This window comes from Specibacter sp. NPDC078692 (genome assembly GCF_040686835.1).
Taxonomy (GTDB): Bacteria; Actinomycetota; Actinomycetes; order Actinomycetales; family Micrococcaceae; genus Specibacter.
In genome coordinates this window covers 118,058-135,998 of record NZ_JBFBLV010000004.1, presented here as the reverse complement: position 1 = coordinate 135,998, position 17,941 = coordinate 118,058, and the positions used below count along the sequence as shown (strand labels likewise).

The window sequence follows — 17,941 nt, the reverse complement described above, 5'->3', positions numbered from 1 at the left end:
GACCATGCAGATCAGCATGATCATGAACGGGGACGAGGTTACCCGCGAGGTTGAACCCCGCGTCCTGCTCGTCCATTTCATCCGCGAGGTTCTGGGGCTGACAGGCACCCACTGGGGTTGCGACACCTCCAACTGCGGCACCTGCGTGGTGCTCATGGACGGCCAACCGGTCAAGTCCTGCACGGTGCTGGCGGCCATGGCCGACGGCCATGACATCCGCACAGTGGAAGGTTTGGCGGACGGCGCAGTGCTCGATCCGGTGCAACAGGGCTTCATGGAGGAACACGGCCTGCAGTGCGGCTTCTGCACTCCCGGCATGATGCTCACCGCCCGGGCACTGCTGGACCGCAACCCGCATCCGGATGACACCGAGATCCGCCAGGCCATCTCCGGGCAGATCTGCCGGTGCACCGGCTACGCCACCATTGTCCGTTCCGTGAAATGGGCCGCCAACCACCCACTGAGCAGTGAAGCCGGAGAACCCGAGGATTCGCCCACCACCGAGGATGTGAAGGCATGACCACCGTCTCTGAACATGCACCGAACCCGGCGGCTGGGGATCCGGACCGGCCCGTCGGCTACGGCCGCATGCAACGCAAGGAGGACCCGCGGTTTGTTCGGGGCAAGGGCACCTACGTTGACGACATCGTCCTGCCCGGCATGCTCCACGGAGCCATCCTGCGCGCGCCCGTCGCCCACGCCCGGCTGGTGTCCATCGACACGAGCGAGGCGCTGGCCCACCCGAAAGTCCTGGCCGTCATCACCGGCAAGGACCTTGAAGCCCTCAACCTGGCATGGGCGCCAACCCTGTCCGCTGATGTGCAGGCGGTTCTGGTCACCGACAAGGTCCGCTTCCAGGGTCAGGAAGTCGCGTTTGTTGTTGCCGAGGACCGGTATGCCGCCCGCGACGCACTGGAGCTGATCGACGTCGACTATGAGATGCTGCCCCCTGTCATGGATGCCCGCAAGGCCCTGGACGACGGCGCCCCCGTCATCCGCGACGACCTCCCGGGCCGCACCGACAATCACATCTTTGACTGGGAGGCCGGGGACGCGGCCGAGACCGACGCTGTCTTCGCCAGTGCCGACGTCGTGGTGGCCCAGGAACTCGTGTACCCGCGGGTCCACCCGGCACCCATGGAAACGTGCGGCGCCGTCGCCGACTTCGACGCCGTCGACGGCCGGCTCACGCTGTACGAGACAACTCAGGCCCCGCACGCCCACAGGACGCTGTTTGCCATGGTGGCCGGCATCCCCGAACACAAGATCCGGGTGGTCTCCCCCGACATTGGCGGCGGCTTTGGCAACAAGGTGGGCATTTACCCCGGATACATTCTGGCCGTGGTTGGCTCGATCGTCACGGGCCGGCCGGTGAAGTGGGTTGAGGACCGCTCAGAGAACCTGATGTCAACCTCCTTTGCCCGCGACTACATCATGCAGGGCGAGATCGCGGCGACCAAGGACGGGAAGATTCTGGCCCTGCGCACCAACGTCCTGGCCGACCACGGCGCGTTCAATGCCACGGCCCAACCGACGAAAAATCCCGCCGGCTTCTTCCACATCTTCACCGGCAGCTACGATCTGGCCGCCGCGCACTGCAAGGTCACCGGCGTCTATACCAACAAGGCCCCCGGCGGCGTGGCCTACGCCTGCTCCTTCCGTGTCACCGAGGCCGTCTACCTCGTGGAACGGATGGTGGACATCCTGGCCCGGAAGCTGGACATGGATCCGGCCGAGCTGCGGCTGAAGAACTTCATCAAGCCCGAGCAGTTCCCCTACAAGAACAAGACCGGATGGGAGTATGACTCGGGCAACTACGAGCCGGCCATGCGGCTGTCCATGGAAATGGCCGGGTATGAGGAACTCCGGCGCGAACAGAAGGAAAAGCGGGAGCGCGGGGAACTCATGGGGATCGGGATCTCCTTCTTCACCGAAACTGTGGGCGCCGGCCCGCGCAAGCACTTCGACATTGTGGGCCTGGGCATGGCCGACGGCGCCGAGCTGCGCATTCACCCCACCGGAAAAGCCGTGGTGCGCATCTCCGTCCAGTCCCAGGGCCAGGGCCATGAGACAACGTTCGCCCAAATCGTCGCCGAGGAGCTGGGCATCCCGCCGGAAGACATTGACGTGGTTCACGGCGACACCGACCAGACCCCGTTCGGGCTGGGCACGTACGGCAGCCGGTCCACCCCGGTCAGCGGCGGCGCCGTCGCCATGGTCTCGCGCAAGGTGCGGGACAAGGCCCGTTTCATCGCCGCGGCCATGCTGGAGACCCGGGCCGAGGACCTGGAATGGGAGAAGGGCCGCTGGTTCGTCAAGGGCGATCCTTCGGCAGGCAAGACGATCACCGAAATCGCCCTCGGTGCGCACGGCACACTCACCCTGCCCGACGGGATCGACGGGAACCTCGACGCCGAGGTCACTTACGACCCGCCCAACCTGACCTTCCCATTCGGCGCCTATATCGCCGTCGTCGACATTGACCCCGGCACCGGCCACGTCAAGGTGCGCCGCTTCATCGCCGTCGATGACTGTGGGACACGGATCAACCCAATGATCATCGAGGGCCAGGTGCACGGCGGCCTGACCGACGGCGTGGGGATGGCGCTGATGGAAATCATTGCCTTCGACGAGGACGGAAACTGCCTCAGCGGTTCGTTCATGGACTACCTGATCCCCACAGCCATGGAAGTCCCGGACTGGGAGACCGGGTACACCGTCACACCCTCCCCGCACCACCCGATTGGGGCCAAGGGCATCGGCGAGTCTGCCACTGTCGGATCCCCGCCGGCCCTGGTCAATGCCATCGTTGACGCCCTGGCACCGTACGGAGTCACCCACATGGACATGCCGTGCACGCCCGCCAGGGTGTGGGCTGCCATGCAGGGCCGGCCAAGGCCGCCGGTCTAAATGAAAAGCAATGAGGATGCCCGTGCGGCACGGGCCGAAGAACTCAAGGAGCGGCGGGAGCCTTTCGTGCGCGCCACCGTTGTGCGCGCCATGCGCCCCACCAGCGCGCATGCCGGCAACACCGCCCTGGTGCTGCCCAACGGGGACATTGACGGCTTTCTCGGGGGCACGTGCGTGGAGGCGTCCGTGCGCGAGTACGGGCTGCAGTCGCTGGCAACCAAGGAGCCCCTGTTGTTGCGGGTGGTGCCGGGCGAGCCTTCCCATGTCCACCAGGAGGGCGCGGTAGAAGTCACCAACCCGTGCCTGAGTGGTGGCACCATTGAGATCTTCCTCGAACCCCAGCTGCCGGCCCCCCGGGTGCTGGTTGTCGGCACAACCCCGGTCGCCGAGGCGCTGTCGGCACTGGGCGCCGTCCTTGACTTCGATGTGCAGCTCACTGCCGGAACCGCAGCCGATCCCCGGGCCGATGATGCCGCTCTCATCGTGGCCTCGCACGGCCGGGAGGAAGAGCCAGCACTGGAAGCCGCGCTCCGGGCCGGCGTGCCCTACATCGCCCTGGTCGCCAGTGAAAAGCGCGGTGCCGCCGTTCTGGCCTCACTCGAGGTCGACGACGGCCTGCGAGAGCGCGTTCATAGTCCGGCAGGGATCCCCTTGGGCGGACAGACGCCGGCCGAAATCGCATTGTCGATCCTCGCCGAGCTTGTCGCCGCACGGGCCGCTGCACGTGCAGGGGCAGGAGCACGGGCAGGAACCACCGGCGCAGACGACGGCACCAACACTTCCGCGGACACTGCAAGCCCCGCGGCACCGGCCAGCGCCATCGACCCCATCTGCGGCATGAGCGTCGCCGCCGTCGAAGCCAGCCTGCACACCGATCACGATGGTGTGCGCGTGTACTTTTGCGCCCCCGGATGCAAAAAGGCGTTCCTGGCGGATCCAGGCCGATATGCCACAGTCCACTGAACACCGGGTGGCCGTCCTGGTGTTGGCCGCCGGGGCGTCGCGACGGCTGGGCAGGCCAAAACAGCTCCTGCCCTACACCGGCGGTGTGTTGCTGGACGCAGCCCTGGCCACGGCCCGAGGCAGCGGAGCGGACCAGGTTGTGGTGGCTTTGGGCGGTTCCGGAGATGAGGTGCGGGCGGTAGTGGACACCAGTGGCTGCACTGTCGTGGAGAACCCCAACTACGGCACGGGGTGCTCGTCGTCGATCGCGGCTGCCCTCCCCTCCCTGCACCCGGACACGGAGGTGCTAGTTCTCCTGCTGGGCGACCAACCGGGCGTCACGGCCGCAACCGTGCACCGGCTGCTCGAAGGCCGTGGCGATGCGCCCCTTGCCGTGTGCCGTTATGCCGACGGCATCGGCCACCCGTTCGCGTTCGACAGCACCGTCTTCGCGGCACTTTCGGGCCTGCACGGGGACAAAGGTGTCTGGAAACTGCTCGAGCAGCGGGCCGCCGATGTCGTTGAAGTCCCCGTGCCTGGCCCAATCCCGCCCGATGTGGACACCGAGGATGACTACTTGCGGCTGCTGGCCGGGCAGGGCGGTGCCGGATGAGCGGGGCGGCCCGCTCCGGTGCCGAGGGCGAGGTGCAGCAGCTGATCCCTGATGTCCAGTCGCTGGCAGCGACCCTTGACGACGGCGACTACCTGACCGACGTCGGACTGGCCACCGCCTTGTTCCTTGCCATCCGGTTGCCGCAACCCATCCTGCTTGAGGGTGAGGCCGGCGTCGGAAAGACGGAGGCCGCGAAGGCGCTGGCGAGGGTGCTGGACACCCCGCTGTACCGGCTGCAGTGCTACGAGGGCATCGACGCTTCAGAGGCCCTCTACGAGTGGAACCACCAGCGCCAGCTGCTGGGCATTCGGCTGGCCGAGGTCCGTGACAGGGAGCTGGGCGAAGAAGACCTGTTCAGCGAGCAGTACCTGCTCCGCCGTCCCCTGCTCAAGGCGATCGAACACCCCGGCCCGCGCCCGGCCGTCCTGCTGCTGGACGAGATCGACCGGGCCGACGCCGAGTTTGAGGCGTTCACCTTCGAACTGCTGGCCGAGGCGGCGGTGACCATCCCGGAACTGGGCACAATCAGCGCCACGCACCCTCCCATCGTCGTGCTGACCAGCAACCGGACCCGGGACCTGCACGATGCCCTGACCCGGCGCTGCCTCTACCACTGGATTGACTACCCGGCGCCGGAGCGCATCGCTGAAATCGTCCGACGCCGGGTCCCCGGCAGTTCTGCGCCGCTCGCCCTGGGCGCGGCCGCCGCCATCACCCGGCTGCGTTCCCTGGACATGGCAAAACCGCCGGGCATCGCCGAGGCCATCGACTGGGTGGCGGCGCTGACAATGCTGGGCGTGGGGCGTCTGGATGCTGCGGCTGTGGACCAGACCTGGGGTTCGGTGCTGAAAAACCGCGATGACCTGGACTTGGCATGGGCGCGCGGAGCCGCCTGGGTGGCCGGGTCCGATGGCTAGTGGCGTGCCTTCGGTTGGCTCTGGTCCTTCGGTAGGGGCTGTGCCTCTGGGTGGCGCCACGGTGGGCGGGCCCGTCGTCGAAGCAGCCGCACTGGTTGTTGGATTCAGCACCGCCCTGCGCCGCGCGGGGCTGCCCACTTCCCCAGACCGGGCCGCGTGGCTGGCCCAGGCACTGCGCCTGATTCCCCCGTCCACCCGCGACCGCCTCTACTGGGCATGCCGGATAACTCTCGTGTCCACCAGGGAGCAGCTTCCCGTGTTTGACGCCGTCTTCTCAACGGTGTTTGACGGCCGACCAGATCCCGCCGACATCCGCGGTGACCCCAACAATTTGCCTGCCGCCGGCTCCGAAGGGCCGGCCCGGGCAGCGCCGGCAGAGCAACGCCGGGACACCCCGGCAGCTTCGTCTCCCCGGGCGCGCACGGCGGCCGCCGCGCCCGGCAGTGACGGCCACGCCGAGGGTCAGGAACGGGATGCGGTCCTGGCCATGGCCTCCGTCGATGAACAGCTGCACGGGATGTCCTTTGCCGAGCTCACGCCGGAGGAGGTCCTGCGGGTGCGGGCCCTTGTGCGGCGCATCGTGCTTGCCACCCCGGTTCGCCGCAGCCGCCGTACCAGGAAGTCCCGCCATGGCGGTGCCACCGTGGATATGCGCCGCACCCTCCGGGCGGCACGCCGGGTGGGTGCTGCGGCCGGTCTTCTCGTCTATGCCCGCCGCCGCACCCGGCCTCGCCGCCTGGTGTTCCTGTGCGATGTGTCCGCATCCATGGAACCGTACACGCACATGTTCATTTCTCTGCTCCAGGGCGCCGTGGCGGGTGCCGGCGCCGAGGCCTTTGTCTTTTCGACCCGACTGACCCGCCTAACCCGGCAGCTCTCTGGGGGCAATCCGGACCGTGCCCTGATTCTGGCAGCCGCAGCCGCACCGGACTGGGCCGGAGGGACGCGCTTGGCGGAGAGCCTGCGCCGCTTCATTGACGGGCATGGTCGCCGCGGACTGGCCCGGGGTGCTGTCATCGTGGTGCTCTCGGATGGCTGGGCGCAGGACACACCCGAAGATGTCGCCGCCCAAATGGCCCGGCTGCGGCGCCTGGCCCACCGGATCATCTGGGTCAACCCACGCAAGGCCGGCTTGGATTACCAGCCTTTGGTGGGCGGCATGGCGGCAGCACTGCCGTATTGCGACGTGTTCGTCAGCGGCCACAGCTACGAATCACTGCAAGAGGTAGCGGCCGCCATCCGTGCCGGCACCACTAACTAGTCATCGCCGGTGATAATCCCGCGCCGGGCACTGAGCAGATCCACACCGGGACGGGCTGCCACGTGCTCCTCGACGGCGTCAAGCACGGCAACAATCCGGCTGCGGTCAGCAGCCACCAAACCAACACCAACAACACCACGCCGGTGCAGGTCTTGGAGGCCCGCCTCTGTGACAGAGACGTCAAAATGTTTCCGGAGCTCGGCCATCAGGGGCCGCAGCACGGAGCGTTTCTCCTTCAATGAATGAACGTCGCCAAGCAACAGGTCAAACTCGATCCAGCCAATCCACATGCCCGTCCCTTTCCTCCACCAATGCTCCCACACCTGATATGGGGCGGGCCGGGTGTCTGCTGTCAGGGTGCCCAGCGCTCAGCTTCAAGTCCCGGCGGACACCCCGACAGAAGGCACCTTTCGCTGCATGGCACTAGCTCGCAGGTCCGCACAGCACGGCCCCAACAGCCTGCCTGCCACGTGACTTGAGTGCGATAGCGTCGCCCAAAAAGCAACCATTGCTGCGACAGCGTCGCCCAAAAAGCAACCATTGCTGCGACAGCGTTCAGAGGGGGCACCGGTGGGGCGTTGACTTGAGGTCATATGCTGGTGCCATGACGACGACGTCGATTGCTTCCGCGGCCGCTCTTTCTGCCAAGCTTGCCGAAACCGGTTATCTGGCTGATGAGGGGCTGTCTACCATTGCCTATCTCGCTATGGCCATGGAACGGCCCTTGCTGCTTGAGGGCGAACCGGGCACCGGTAAAACGGCTATGGCCGAGGCGCTGGCACAGGCTTTCGGACTGCCCCTGATCCGGCTGCAATGCTACGAAGGCATCGAAGCCAGCCAAGCTCTCTACGACTGGGATTTCACGGCCCAGATCCTGCACCTACGCAGCGTCGAGGCAGGCGGGGAAAACCGCAGCACCGCAGATCTGGAGAGCTCCCTCTATGACGAGCGCTTCCTGCTGGCCCGGCCCATCCTGAAGGCGCTGCAGCAAAGCCCGGCAGTTCTGTTGATCGATGAAATTGACAGGGCCGATGACGAATTTGAGGCGTTCCTGCTCGAGGTCCTCTCCACCTACCAGGTCTCCATCCCAGAATTCGGGACTGTCAAGGCCGCCGTCCCGCCCCTAGTGGTCCTGACCTCCAACCGCACCCGCGATCTGCATGACGCCCTCAAACGCCGCTGCCTGTATCACTGGATTGACCACCCGGGCTTGGCCCGCGAGGTGGAGATTGTCAGGACCCGGCTCCCCCAGGTCCCGGCGTTGCTGGCCGAGCAAGTGGTCCGGGCCGTCCAGCAGATCCGTGCCACCGACGATGTCATGAAGCCGCCCGGCGTGGCTGAAACCCTCGATTGGGCGCGCGCCCTGCACCTGCTGGGCAGTGCCGAACTGGATCTGGAATCGGCGGCGGCCAGCATCGGCGCGCTGTGCAAGTACCGCGAGGACACGCAACGCGTTTCGGCTGCGCTGGCCAGGATGCTGGGCTGATCCATGGCCGCGGCAACAAACAGTGCTGAGGCGATGCTGTTGGCCTTTGCCGCCGCCGTTCGGGCTGCCGGCGTGAAGGTCACCGCAGAGCACTCACGCAGTTTTGTTGACGCCGTGGCCCATTTGTCGATCGAGAATCGAGCTGATGTGTTTTGGGCTGGGCGTGCCACCTTATGCGCCGCCCCTGAAGACTTGGATGTCTATCAGCGAACTTTTGAACGCTGGTTCACGCCAGTGCACGCCGCCCCCACAACCGAGAAGGGCGCAGCCACCACCGTCAAGGCTGCGTCGCTTGACGAGGACGACGCCGGGCCGGACGGTACCGAACAAAGCGAAGAGTCCCTGCGTGCGATTGCCAGCCGCCACGAACTCTTGCGGCACCGAGATGTGGCCACCCTTGACCCCGCCGAGAGGGCCCTTCTACACCGGCTGTTCGGCGAGTTAACCGTCGTCTTGCCCTCGCGTCCATCCCGCCGGAAACAGCCGTGGCGCAACGGGCAGATTGACCGCGCCCGCACCTTCCGCGAACAACTGCGCCATGGGGGCGAGCCCGGCCCCCTGAAATATGCACGAACACCCAGGAAGCTACGCCGGATCGTCTGGCTCATCGACGTTTCGGGCTCCATGTCCCCGTATGCGGACAGTCTGCTGCGGCTGGCCCACCATGTGCTCCAAGCCGCCCCGCGCCAGGTCGAGGTGTTCACGCTGGGCACCAGACTGACCCGGGTTACCGCAGCCCTCCGCATGCCGGACGCCGACGACGCGCTAGCCCTAGCCGGGCGCACCGTGCCGGATTGGTCTGGTGGCACCCGGTTGGGCGAGGTGCTGCGGGCCTTCAACGATCGGTGGGGACAGCGCGCGGTGGCGCGGTCCGCCGTCGTAATTGTGGCAAGCGACGGCTGGGAACGCGGCGATCCAGCGCTCCTGGGCAGACAGGTGGAACGGCTGCACCATGTGGCGCGGCGCGTCATCTGGGCCAACCCGCACCGGGGGAAGCCCGGCTACGAACCCGTGCAGCAGGGAATTAGGGCCGCCCTACCGCACGTTGATGACTTTATAGGGGGCCATTCATTGAAGAGCTTCGAGGAGTTGTTGGCTGTGATGGGTCATGCGTGAAGTACTCAAGGATTTAGTCGAGGCTGTGACGGCCGGGCACACGGTGGGACTGGGGACGGTGGTACGCACCTTCCGCTCGGCCCCGCGGCCGGCGGGTGCCTCCATGATGGTCGACGCCGATGGGCAGGCCGTGGGCTCCGTGTCCGGCGGGTGTGTGGAGGGCGCCCTGTATGAGTTGGCCACCGAGGTGGCGGACAGCGGCACCCCGGTGTTGCAACGGTATGGGATCAGCGACGATGCTGCCTTCGAGGTGGGGCTGACGTGCGGGGGCATCATCGATGTCTTTGTCGAAGCCGTCTCTCAAGCCACGTTCCCGGAATTGGCCCAGGTCGCTGCCGATCTGGACGCGGACCGGCCCGTAGCCGTGGTGACTGTCATTGAGCACCCGGATCCGGCCTGGCTGGGACGCCACTTGGTGGTGCGTCCGGACGGATTTGCGGGCTCGCTGGGCTCGGCGCGCGCCGATCACGCTGTCAGTGATGACGTGATGGGCCTGCTGGCAGCCGGGCGCAACACCACGCTCATGTACGGGCCCGACGGGGAACGGCGCGGGGACGGGATGCGTGTTTTTGTGGCCAGCTTTGCACCGCAGCCACGCATGCTGGTGTTTGGCGCCATCGACTTCGCCGCGGCAGTGGCACGCCAAGGTAGTTTCCTGGGATACCGGGTCACAGTCTGTGATGCCCGCGCCGTTTTTGCCACCAAGGCCCGCTTCCCCGTAGCCGATGAGGTGGTGGTGGAATGGCCGCACCGCTACTTGCAGGCCCAGATTGACGCTGGATGGGTGGATCCGCGCACCGTCATTTGCGTGCTGACCCACGATCCGAAGTTTGATGTGCCGCTCTTGGAAGTGGCGCTGCGCCACGAGGTTGCCTATGTGGGGGCCATGGGCTCGCGCAAAACACACGATGACCGCATGGAGCGGCTGCGCGAGGCCGGGTTGACGGAAGCGGAACTAGCTCAGCTCTCCAGCCCGATCGGCCTGGACCTGGGCTCACGCACCCCGGAAGAAACGGCCGTATCCATTGCAGCCGAAATCATCTCGCTGCGATGGGGCGGGCAGGGGCGCCGGCTCAGTGACATGGACGTGCGAATACACCATGTACCCGTCGCGGACGCCGCACATGAGGATGAAAGCGGGGATTCCACGCTCTAATGCGGAAAGGCGGGCGGGGGCTCTAACTATCCTCCTGCCCGTCATGTAACGTGATGCACATCATGGGCTGGAGACAGGCAATGGCGTCTGAACTCCAAGGAAACTAGAGGAGTTCTCAATGGCGAGTTCCATATCCATCACCGTGGACGTTGACGGGGTCAGCTACACGGACGACGTCGAACCCAGACTTTTGTTGGTCCAGTACCTTCGTGAGCGGTTGGGAAAAACAGGCACCCTGATTGGTTGTGACACCACGAACTGCGGTGCCTGTACTGTGCACCTGGACGGTGTCAGCGTGAAATCATGCACCATGTTTGCCGTGCAGGCGGACGGGCATCGGGTCACCACCATTGAGGGCATGTCCCAGAACGGGAAACTCGCCCCCTTGCAGGAGGCCTTTCACCAGTGCCACGCACTCCAATGCGGTTTCTGTACGCCGGGCATGATCATGCAATCGGCCTCGCTGCTCAAAGAGAACCCGCACCCCACCGAAACCGAGATCCGGGAAGGGCTCGAGGGCAACCTCTGCCGTTGTACCGGTTACCAAAATATTGTGGCTGCTGTGAAGTCCGTGGCAGACGGTGTCCAATACGACGAGTCCGGTGTCTCCGTAGCCCCTTCCTTAGCCGAGGACGATTCCGAAACGGCAGGTGTGTCATGACGGCGACAGCAGAAAGCGGCGTAGCAGGCAAGGACCGCGCCGAGATTGGCACAGCCCGGCTCCGCAAGGAGGACGCGCACCTGATCACGGGACGCTCGCGCTTCACCGACAACATGGTGCTTCCGGGCATGTTGCACCTGGCCATGGTGCGCAGCCCCTTTGCGCACGCCAAGATCACCTCCATTAACGTCTCCGCGGCGCAGTCCTCCCCCGGCGTCGTAGCCGTGTTGACTGGAGCCGATGTGGCGGACGAGCAGGGTTCGCTGCCGAATGCATGGCCGGTCACCCCGGATCAGAAGGCACCCAGCCATCCCTCAATCGCCGTAGATGAGGTGGCCTTTGCCGGTGAGATCGTGGCGGTGGTGGTGGCCCGCAGCGTGGCCGCCGCGCGGGACGCCGTCGAACTTGTCGATGTTGAGTACCTCGAGCTGCCGGTGGTCATGGACCTGGAGGAAGCCGCTACGGATGCGGTGCTGGCGCACACCTCGCTGGAGTCGAACAAGTCCGCAACGTGGGTGTTTGATTCGGCCGAGGCCGGCACCGGCACCGCCATTGATGAGGCGCTGGCAAACTCCGATGTGGTGGTGGAGCGGACCCTGTACCAACAGCGCCTCATTCCGGCATTCATGGAACCACGCTCTACGGTGGTGGATCCCACGGGTCAGCAGATCACCATGTGGAGCGCCACGCAGATCCCGCACATTCTGCGGCTCATGCTGGCGCTGACACTGGGCATCGCCGAGAGCAAGGTTCGGGTGGTCGCTCCGGATGTGGGTGGTGGTTTTGGCGGGAAGCTGCAGGTCACTCCAGAGGAAGTCATCACCTTGTTGGTGGCTCGGCGCATGGGTAAGCCGTGCAAGTTTACCGAGACGCGCAGTGAATCATTACAGGTGGGCCACCACGGCCGTGCGCAGGTGCAGCGGCTGAAGATTGGCGCCACCAAGGACGGCATCGTCACGGGTCTGCACGTGGATCTGTTGGCGGATATGGGCGCCTACCTGGGTCTGATCACCTCCGGTATCCCGGTGCTGGGCGCTTTCATGTACAACTCGATCTACAAGTTCCCGGCGTACCACTTTGAGTGCCACAACATTTTCACCAACAAGGCCTGGACGGATGCGTACCGTGGGGCCGGCCGGCCAGAAGCCACCTTCGCCATTGAGCGGATGATGGACGAACTCGCCACGGAACTGAACATGGATCCATTGGAGCTGCGCGAGAAGAACTGGATCAAACACACCGAGTTCCCGTTCACCACGGTGGCCGGGCTCGAATACGACACCGGTAACTACGAGGCCGCCACCGAAAAGGCTCTCGGCCTCTTCGGTTACCAGGAGCTGAGGGCCGAACAGAAACGGCGGCGTGATAGCAACGCGACTGTGCAGTTGGGCATTGGCATCTCCACCTTCACAGAGATGTGTGGACTCGCTCCGTCCCGCGTGCTCGGTGCGCTGAACTATGCGGCCGGCGGCTGGGAACACGCCCAAGTACGGGTACTGCCCACTGGCAACGTGGAAGTCGTCACCGGTTCTTCGGCGCATGGGCAAGGCCACGAAACAGCGTGGAGCCAGCTTGTTGCTGACAGGCTCGGCGTGCCGTTTGAGAACGTTGAGGTGCTGCACGGCGACACGCAAGTGTCCCAACGTGGCCTAGACACCTACGGTTCCCGGTCCTTGACAGTAGGAGGCATGGCCGTCTTGGCCGCCGCGGACAAGGTCATTGAAAAGGCCAAGACCATCGCGGCCCACATGATGGAGGCCAGCGAAGCCGATCTCGAATTCGCCAACGGCTCCTTCACCGTCAGGGGTACCGAGCAGTCCACCTCCTTCGGTGAGATTGCCTTTGCCGCGTTCTCCGCGCACAATCTGCCCGATGGCATGGAACCGAATCTGGACTCCGAGGCCACTTTCGATCCCGTCAACTTCTCCTACCCGCACGGCACCCACCTAGCGGCCATGGAGGTGGACACCGAAACTGGCGAAGTCAAGGTCCTCAAGTACGTGTGCGTGGACGATGTTGGGGTGGTGGTGAATCCCATGCTCGTTGAGGGCCAGGTCCACGGCGGCCTGGCCCAGGGCATCGCGCAGGCACTGTTCGAAGAAGCTGTCTACGACGACGCCGGCACCCTGGTCTCAGGATCGTTCGTAGATTATCTGGTCCCCAGCGCCCCGGATCTGCCGCACTACATCACAGCGCGGACAGAAACCCCGGCCACGAGTAATCAGCTCGGCGCCAAGGGCGTGGGCGAGGCAGGCACCATCGCCTCCACCCCGGCCATTGTCAACGGAGTGCTGGACGCCATCCGCCACCTAGGCGTGCAAGATATCAAGATGCCCTGCACACCAGCCCGTGTGTGGCACGCCCTGCAGGAAGCCAAAACCACCGGAGGTGTGCAATGATCCCCAGCGCGTTTGATTACGCCGCGCCCACAACGGTTGCCGAGGCGCTTTCGCTCCTGGCCGCCGCCGATTCAGCCGGTGACGACGTCAAGGTGCTCGCCGGCGGCCAAAGCCTGATCCCCGTCATGAAACTGCGCATGGCAGACCCTTCCATGGTGGTGGACTTAGGACGAATACCTTCGCTGTCAGGCGTCACGGACGACGGCGGGTCCCTCACCATTGGTGCCATGACTCCACACCACGTGGTGGCAACAGATCCCCTGATTGCCAGCTATGCGCCGTTGTTGGCGCAGGCCGCCGCAACGGTGGCTGATCCTCAAGTCAGGCATCGCGGCACCATTGGCGGGGCACTAGTTCACGCGGATCCGGCCGGCGACATGCCAGCTCCCATCTTGGCTCTGGAGGGGGTGTTCAATCTGCAGGGGCCGGGTGGAACCCGCTCAGTGAAAGCCGCTGACTTCTTCCAGGGCTACTTCACAACGGCAGTCGAAGAAGGCGAGATTCTCACCAGCATCACGGTGCCCAAGTACACCGGGTGGGGATCACACTATGAGAAGTTCACCCGGGTGGCCCAGCAATGGTCCATTGTTGCTGCGGCGGCTCTAGTTCGGGTGGAAGCTGGCGTGATTGTCGAGGCCCGATTGGGGCTGACCAATATGGCCAGCACTCCCCTACGTGCTACCTCTACTGAGGCTGCGCTCGCAGGCTGTGCCGTGGAGACCAGTGCCATCGCTGCAGCTTGCACCAACGCGGCCGACGGAACGGATCCGGCCAGCGATTTGAATGGGGATGCCGCCTACAGGCGCCATCTTGCGACGGTGCTGGCCAAGCGTGCGGTGCTGGCCGCCGTCGGACTTTCAGAGGAAAGAGGGTAGGAACGCTATGGAACTCAAACACCACTTCAGCGTCCCGTCGTCGCTGGAAGATACGTGGCACTCCTTCAACCAGCTGGAAGAGATTGCGCCGTGTTTTCCCGGTGCCACCCTGACCGGGGTGGATGGTGACACCTTCACCGGCACAGTCAAGATCAAACTGGGACCCATCGCCATGCTCTACACGGGCACGGGTCGCTTTCTCTCCCGCGACGAGGCCACACACACCGTGGTCATCGAGGCGCAAGGGAAGGATAAGCGTGGCAACGGCACGGCCGGAGCAACCGTCACGGCGGTGCTGGCACCTGACGGTGAGGGCACCACGGTGGACGTTTCCACTGACATGAACGTCACGGGCAAGCCCGCACAATTTGGCCGGGGCGTCATTCAGGACATCTCGGACAAGCTGTTGGAACAGTTTGTGCAGTGCGTGATCCGTAAGGCGGAAGGTCCGGTGGATGAGCCGGAGGAGACTGAGTCGGCCCCTGTGGTCCCGACTGCCGAGGCCGAGGCCCCGGTGACCCCAACTCCCCCACCACCGGCAGCGCGCCATGCTGCCCCTCCCGTTCAGGCAGCCCCTTCGCAGGCCGCACCGGAACTAGATTTGGGTTCGGCGGTGTTGCCGGTGCTGGCCAAGCGCTTTGGACCGGCTGTGCTCGCGGCCGTGGCAGTTCTGGGCGTGATCATCTGCCTGTGCCGGCGAAGGCGTCGGTGACCCTCGTTAAGTTTCCAGCTCTGAGCGGCGAACTCTGAAACACCGACCCCTGAAACGCTCACCACTACGCTCCAAACCGGCAGTGTAGTGCCGCTTCCACCCAGCGTCTGCAGCCCTCATGCAGCGCTCACTTGTCCCTAGTGGAAGGCCGGGATGCCGGTGATGTGGCTGCCCAGGATAAGGGTGTGGACTTCGTCGGTGCCCTCATAGGTGCGCACGGATTCGAGGTTGTTGGCATGGCGCAGCGGCGAGTAGTCCAGGGTGATGCCATTGCCACCGAGGATGGCGCGGGCATCGCGGCAGATCTGGATGGCTTCGCGGCAGTTGTTGAGCTTGCCCACGGAAATCTGTACCGGTTCCAGCGTGCCGGCATCCTTCATCCTGCCGGTATGGATGGCCAACAGGGTTCCCTTTTGGATTTCCAGGAGCATGTTGACCAGCTTCTGTTGCGTGATTTGGTAGGCGGCCAGCGGCTTGTCGAATTGCAGCCGTTCCAGTGAGTAGGCCAAAGCCACTTCGTAGCTGTCGCGGGCGGCGCCCATGGCTCCCCAGATGATGCCGTAGCGGGCCTCGTTGAGGCACGAGAAGGGTCCGCGAATACCCTTGGCGCCGGGCAGCATCGCTTCTGCCGGAAGCCGAACATCCTTGAAGCTGAGATCGCATTGAATGGAGGCACGCATGGATAGTTTTTGCTCGATGGGTGTAGACGTGAAACCCGGGCTGTCGGTGGGCACGAGGAAGCCGCGAACGCCGTCGTCGGTCTGCGCCCAAATAACGGCGATCTGTGCAATCGAAGCGAGCCCAATCCAGCGCTTGGCGCCGTTGAGCACCCAGCCGTCGCCGTCGCGGCGCGCGAAGGTGGCCATGGATGACGGGTCTGAGCCTGCGGTGGGTTCGGTCAGGCCGAAGCAGCCGATGATCTCGCCCTTGGCCATGCCGGGCAGGTACTGGGTCTTTTGCTCCTCGGAGCCCCATTTGTGGATGGCGCTCATGGCTAGGGAGCCCTGCACGCTGACGAAGGTGCGGAGGCCCGAATCGCCGGCCTCCAGTTCCATGGCGGCGATGCCGTATTCGACGGCGGAGCGGCCCGGGCAGCCGTACCCGTCGAGGTGCATGCCCAGCAGGCCCAGGGCCCCCATTTCCGCGACGATTTCCGTGGGAAACACGGCTTCCTCGTACCAAGCGGCAATGTTGGGGCGGATGTGTTCGTCCACGAAGCGACGCACCGTACTGCGCAATTGAAGTTCCTGCTGGCTCAGTAACGCATCAAGGTTGAGCACATCCGAACGCTGTGCGGTCCCGGCAAGCGCGGCATTGTTGGTCATCGTGATTCCTTCGGGGTGCGGGCGAAGAAGCGTCCGGTTGTGTTCAGGGCCGCCTCGCTGGACTGATCTTTCTCAACAAACGTGCAGTACGGCCAGTGAATCACGTTTCTCTGCCCGAGGGCCGCAGGAGCCCCATTTCCTAGGCGTGCACCATGGCCTGCCCCCGGTCGCGGACGCCGAGCTTGGTCAGACCCCCAATATGGGCCTTCACCGCGGTCTCGGCGTGGAAGAGCGCCTGGCCAAACTCGGCATTGCTGGATCCGCATGCCAGCCACCGAAGGTGACGATCCCCCAGGCTGGCACTTTCAGCCTGCGGAGGCCCTGGCCGTTGTGGCACCCGCCGCCTCCCTCCGATGTGCTCTTCGGCGTTCTCTGAGGCGGTCTCTTAGAAGTAGTGCCGGATGATTTCTGGCTCACGGTACGCTCGTCACGCGCGGTGGTGCCGTGGAATCCCTGATGACCAACTCCGTAGCGAGTTCCATATGCGCTGAATCCAGTGCCTCACCTTTGGCCAATCGCAGCACGGCCCGCAAAGCAGCCCGGCCCATCTCCTGGAGTGGCTGCGCCACGGACGTCAACCGTGGCAGGGTTTGTTCCGTCAGCGGCGTTCCATCAAAGCCCACCAAACTCAAGTCATCCGGCACCCGCAGACCAAGGCGCCGCGCTACCTCGAGAACCCCGAGGGCCACCGAATCGGAAGCAGCGAATATTGCCGTGGGAGGGTCCGCAAGAGCCAGGAGTTGACGCGTGCCGGAAACCCCGAAGGGCGCATTGAATGCCCCGGCCAGAATATATTCCGGTCGGGAGGAAATCCCGTGACCCATCAAGGCCGCAAGGTACCCGTGGAGCCGGGCAACGCTACATTCAGCAGCGTTGGGACCACCCAAGTAGGCGATCTTGGTGTGTCCGAGGGAAATCAAGTGTTCGGTGGCTTCTTTTCCACCGGCCCAGTTTGTGGCGCCCACACTGCTATACCCCTGGCGCGGAAGATTGAGTGGATCGATTACCACGACCGGAATGTTGCGTTGCTGGAATGATTCCAGCAGGGCGGCAGTCATCTCCGAGGTGACCAAGATCAGGCCCTTGCGCCCGGACTCCACCATGCGCTGGGCCCACTCCTCATGGTTGGCCCGGTGCAGCTTCGCCGGGGTCACGTTACTCACCACTACGTCTACGTCTTCAAGGGCGGCACAGTCCAAAATACCTGTCACCAACTCCATGGAGTAGGGGGTGTTCAGCCCGTCAATGACAAGATCCACCATGGCAGGGCCTGCCGACCTGGCCCTGCGCTGCATGGGTGATTCATAGCCAAGCTCGGCCAGGGCTGCCTGAACCCGAATACGCGTGGCGTCAGCAACATCATCGCGCCCATTGATCACCTTGGAGACCGTTGGCGCCGAGACGCCCGCCAAGGCGGCGACCGTCGCTAGAACTGGCTTCGTCTTTGAATTCAGGTGTTTCACAACTTCACCAGCTTCTTTCGAAATGTTTCAACAGTGGAAGTGTCCAACATTTCCGCGGTGAGAGTCAAACGGACATAAATAATTCTTGACGTGTGATGGGAATCA

Annotated in this window: 17 protein-coding genes; 13 read left to right on the top strand and 4 right to left on the bottom strand. The window is 64.6% G+C overall.

Features of this window, described 5'->3' with window-relative positions; genetic code table 11:
* Positions 1-4: 4 nt before the first annotated feature.
* From AB0O97_RS04625 to AB0O97_RS04600, 6 genes are read left to right on the top strand one after another with little or no spacing between them, the layout of a single operon-like run.
* Positions 5-520, top strand: coding sequence for a (2Fe-2S)-binding protein (locus AB0O97_RS04625; protein ID WP_363840897.1), 516 nt, complete (start codon positions 5-7; stop codon positions 518-520).
* Positions 517-2,910 carry an aerobic carbon-monoxide dehydrogenase large subunit gene (locus tag AB0O97_RS04620; protein WP_363880456.1) on the top strand — a complete coding sequence of 798 codons (2,394 nt, stop codon included), beginning with the start codon at positions 517-519 and terminating at the stop codon, positions 2,908-2,910. Before AB0O97_RS04625 ends, AB0O97_RS04620 begins: the two co-directional genes overlap by 4 nt.
* Positions 2,911-3,873: an XdhC family protein gene (locus AB0O97_RS04615; RefSeq protein ID WP_363880453.1), complete on the top strand. Its 963-nt coding sequence runs from the start codon at positions 2,911-2,913 to the stop codon at positions 3,871-3,873.
* Entirely contained in the window at positions 3,857-4,465 is a 609-nt protein-coding gene (locus tag AB0O97_RS04610) for a nucleotidyltransferase family protein (protein ID WP_363880450.1), read from the top strand. Before AB0O97_RS04615 ends, AB0O97_RS04610 begins: the two co-directional genes overlap by 17 nt.
* Positions 4,462-5,382: a MoxR family ATPase gene (locus tag AB0O97_RS04605; RefSeq protein ID WP_363840909.1), complete on the top strand. Its 921-nt coding sequence runs from the start codon at positions 4,462-4,464 to the stop codon at positions 5,380-5,382. Before AB0O97_RS04610 ends, AB0O97_RS04605 begins: the two co-directional genes overlap by 4 nt.
* A 4-nt stretch (positions 5,383-5,386) precedes the next feature.
* Positions 5,387-6,643, top strand: a complete 1,257-nt coding sequence (locus AB0O97_RS04600) for a VWA domain-containing protein (protein WP_363880446.1) — start codon at positions 5,387-5,389, stop codon at positions 6,641-6,643.
* On the opposite strand, the gene AB0O97_RS04595 is transcribed toward AB0O97_RS04600, so the two are convergent.
* Positions 6,640-6,933, bottom strand: a complete 294-nt coding sequence (locus tag AB0O97_RS04595; RefSeq protein ID WP_363880443.1) for a DUF503 domain-containing protein — start codon at positions 6,931-6,933, stop codon at positions 6,640-6,642. The two genes, AB0O97_RS04600 and AB0O97_RS04595, sit on opposite strands and share 4 nt — an antisense overlap.
* A 314-nt stretch (positions 6,934-7,247) precedes the next feature.
* Between AB0O97_RS04595 and AB0O97_RS04590 the strand changes: the two genes are divergently transcribed.
* The 7 genes from AB0O97_RS04590 to AB0O97_RS04560 all read left to right on the top strand — a co-directional run bounded on the left by AB0O97_RS04590 (position 7,248) and on the right by AB0O97_RS04560 (position 15,048).
* Positions 7,248-8,129, top strand: coding sequence for a MoxR family ATPase (locus AB0O97_RS04590; RefSeq protein WP_363840918.1), 882 nt, complete (start codon positions 7,248-7,250; stop codon positions 8,127-8,129).
* Between the two features lie 3 nt (positions 8,130-8,132).
* The gene (locus AB0O97_RS04585) at positions 8,133-9,245 is read left to right on the top strand and encodes a VWA domain-containing protein (RefSeq protein WP_363880440.1); all 1,113 of its coding nucleotides are present in this window, start codon (positions 8,133-8,135) and stop codon (positions 9,243-9,245) included.
* Positions 9,238-10,401, top strand: a complete 1,164-nt coding sequence (locus AB0O97_RS04580) for an XdhC/CoxI family protein (RefSeq protein WP_363840923.1) — start codon at positions 9,238-9,240, stop codon at positions 10,399-10,401. Before AB0O97_RS04585 ends, AB0O97_RS04580 begins: the two co-directional genes overlap by 8 nt.
* Positions 10,402-10,519: 118 nt before the next feature.
* The gene (locus AB0O97_RS04575; protein WP_363840926.1) at positions 10,520-11,062 is read left to right on the top strand and encodes a (2Fe-2S)-binding protein; all 543 of its coding nucleotides are present in this window, start codon (positions 10,520-10,522) and stop codon (positions 11,060-11,062) included.
* The gene (locus tag AB0O97_RS04570) at positions 11,059-13,461 is read left to right on the top strand and encodes a xanthine dehydrogenase family protein molybdopterin-binding subunit (RefSeq protein WP_363840929.1); all 2,403 of its coding nucleotides are present in this window, start codon (positions 11,059-11,061) and stop codon (positions 13,459-13,461) included. Before AB0O97_RS04575 ends, AB0O97_RS04570 begins: the two co-directional genes overlap by 4 nt.
* Positions 13,458-14,336: a xanthine dehydrogenase family protein subunit M gene (locus AB0O97_RS04565; protein ID WP_363880437.1), complete on the top strand. Its 879-nt coding sequence runs from the start codon at positions 13,458-13,460 to the stop codon at positions 14,334-14,336. The genes AB0O97_RS04570 and AB0O97_RS04565 overlap by 4 nt, the downstream gene beginning before the upstream one ends.
* Before the next feature lie 7 nt (positions 14,337-14,343).
* Positions 14,344-15,048 (top strand): SRPBCC family protein, encoded by a 705-nt coding sequence (locus AB0O97_RS04560; protein ID WP_363880434.1) that lies wholly within the window; start codon positions 14,344-14,346, stop codon positions 15,046-15,048.
* A 137-nt stretch (positions 15,049-15,185) separates the two neighbouring features.
* Here the strand turns inward: AB0O97_RS04560 and AB0O97_RS04555 are convergent, their stop codons facing one another.
* From AB0O97_RS04555 to AB0O97_RS04545, 3 genes are all read right to left on the bottom strand, one after another.
* A complete protein-coding gene (locus tag AB0O97_RS04555) occupies positions 15,186-16,373 on the bottom strand; it encodes an acyl-CoA dehydrogenase family protein (RefSeq protein ID WP_363880431.1) in 1,188 nt (395 codons plus the stop codon).
* Between the two features lie 139 nt (positions 16,374-16,512).
* Complete coding sequence (locus tag AB0O97_RS04550; protein ID WP_363880428.1) at positions 16,513-16,710, bottom strand: LuxR C-terminal-related transcriptional regulator; 198 nt, start codon at positions 16,708-16,710, stop codon at positions 16,513-16,515.
* A 76-nt stretch (positions 16,711-16,786) separates the two neighbouring features.
* Positions 16,787-17,836, bottom strand: coding sequence for a LacI family DNA-binding transcriptional regulator (locus AB0O97_RS04545; protein WP_363880425.1), 1,050 nt, complete (start codon positions 17,834-17,836; stop codon positions 16,787-16,789).
* Positions 17,837-17,941: the final 105 nt, after the last annotated feature.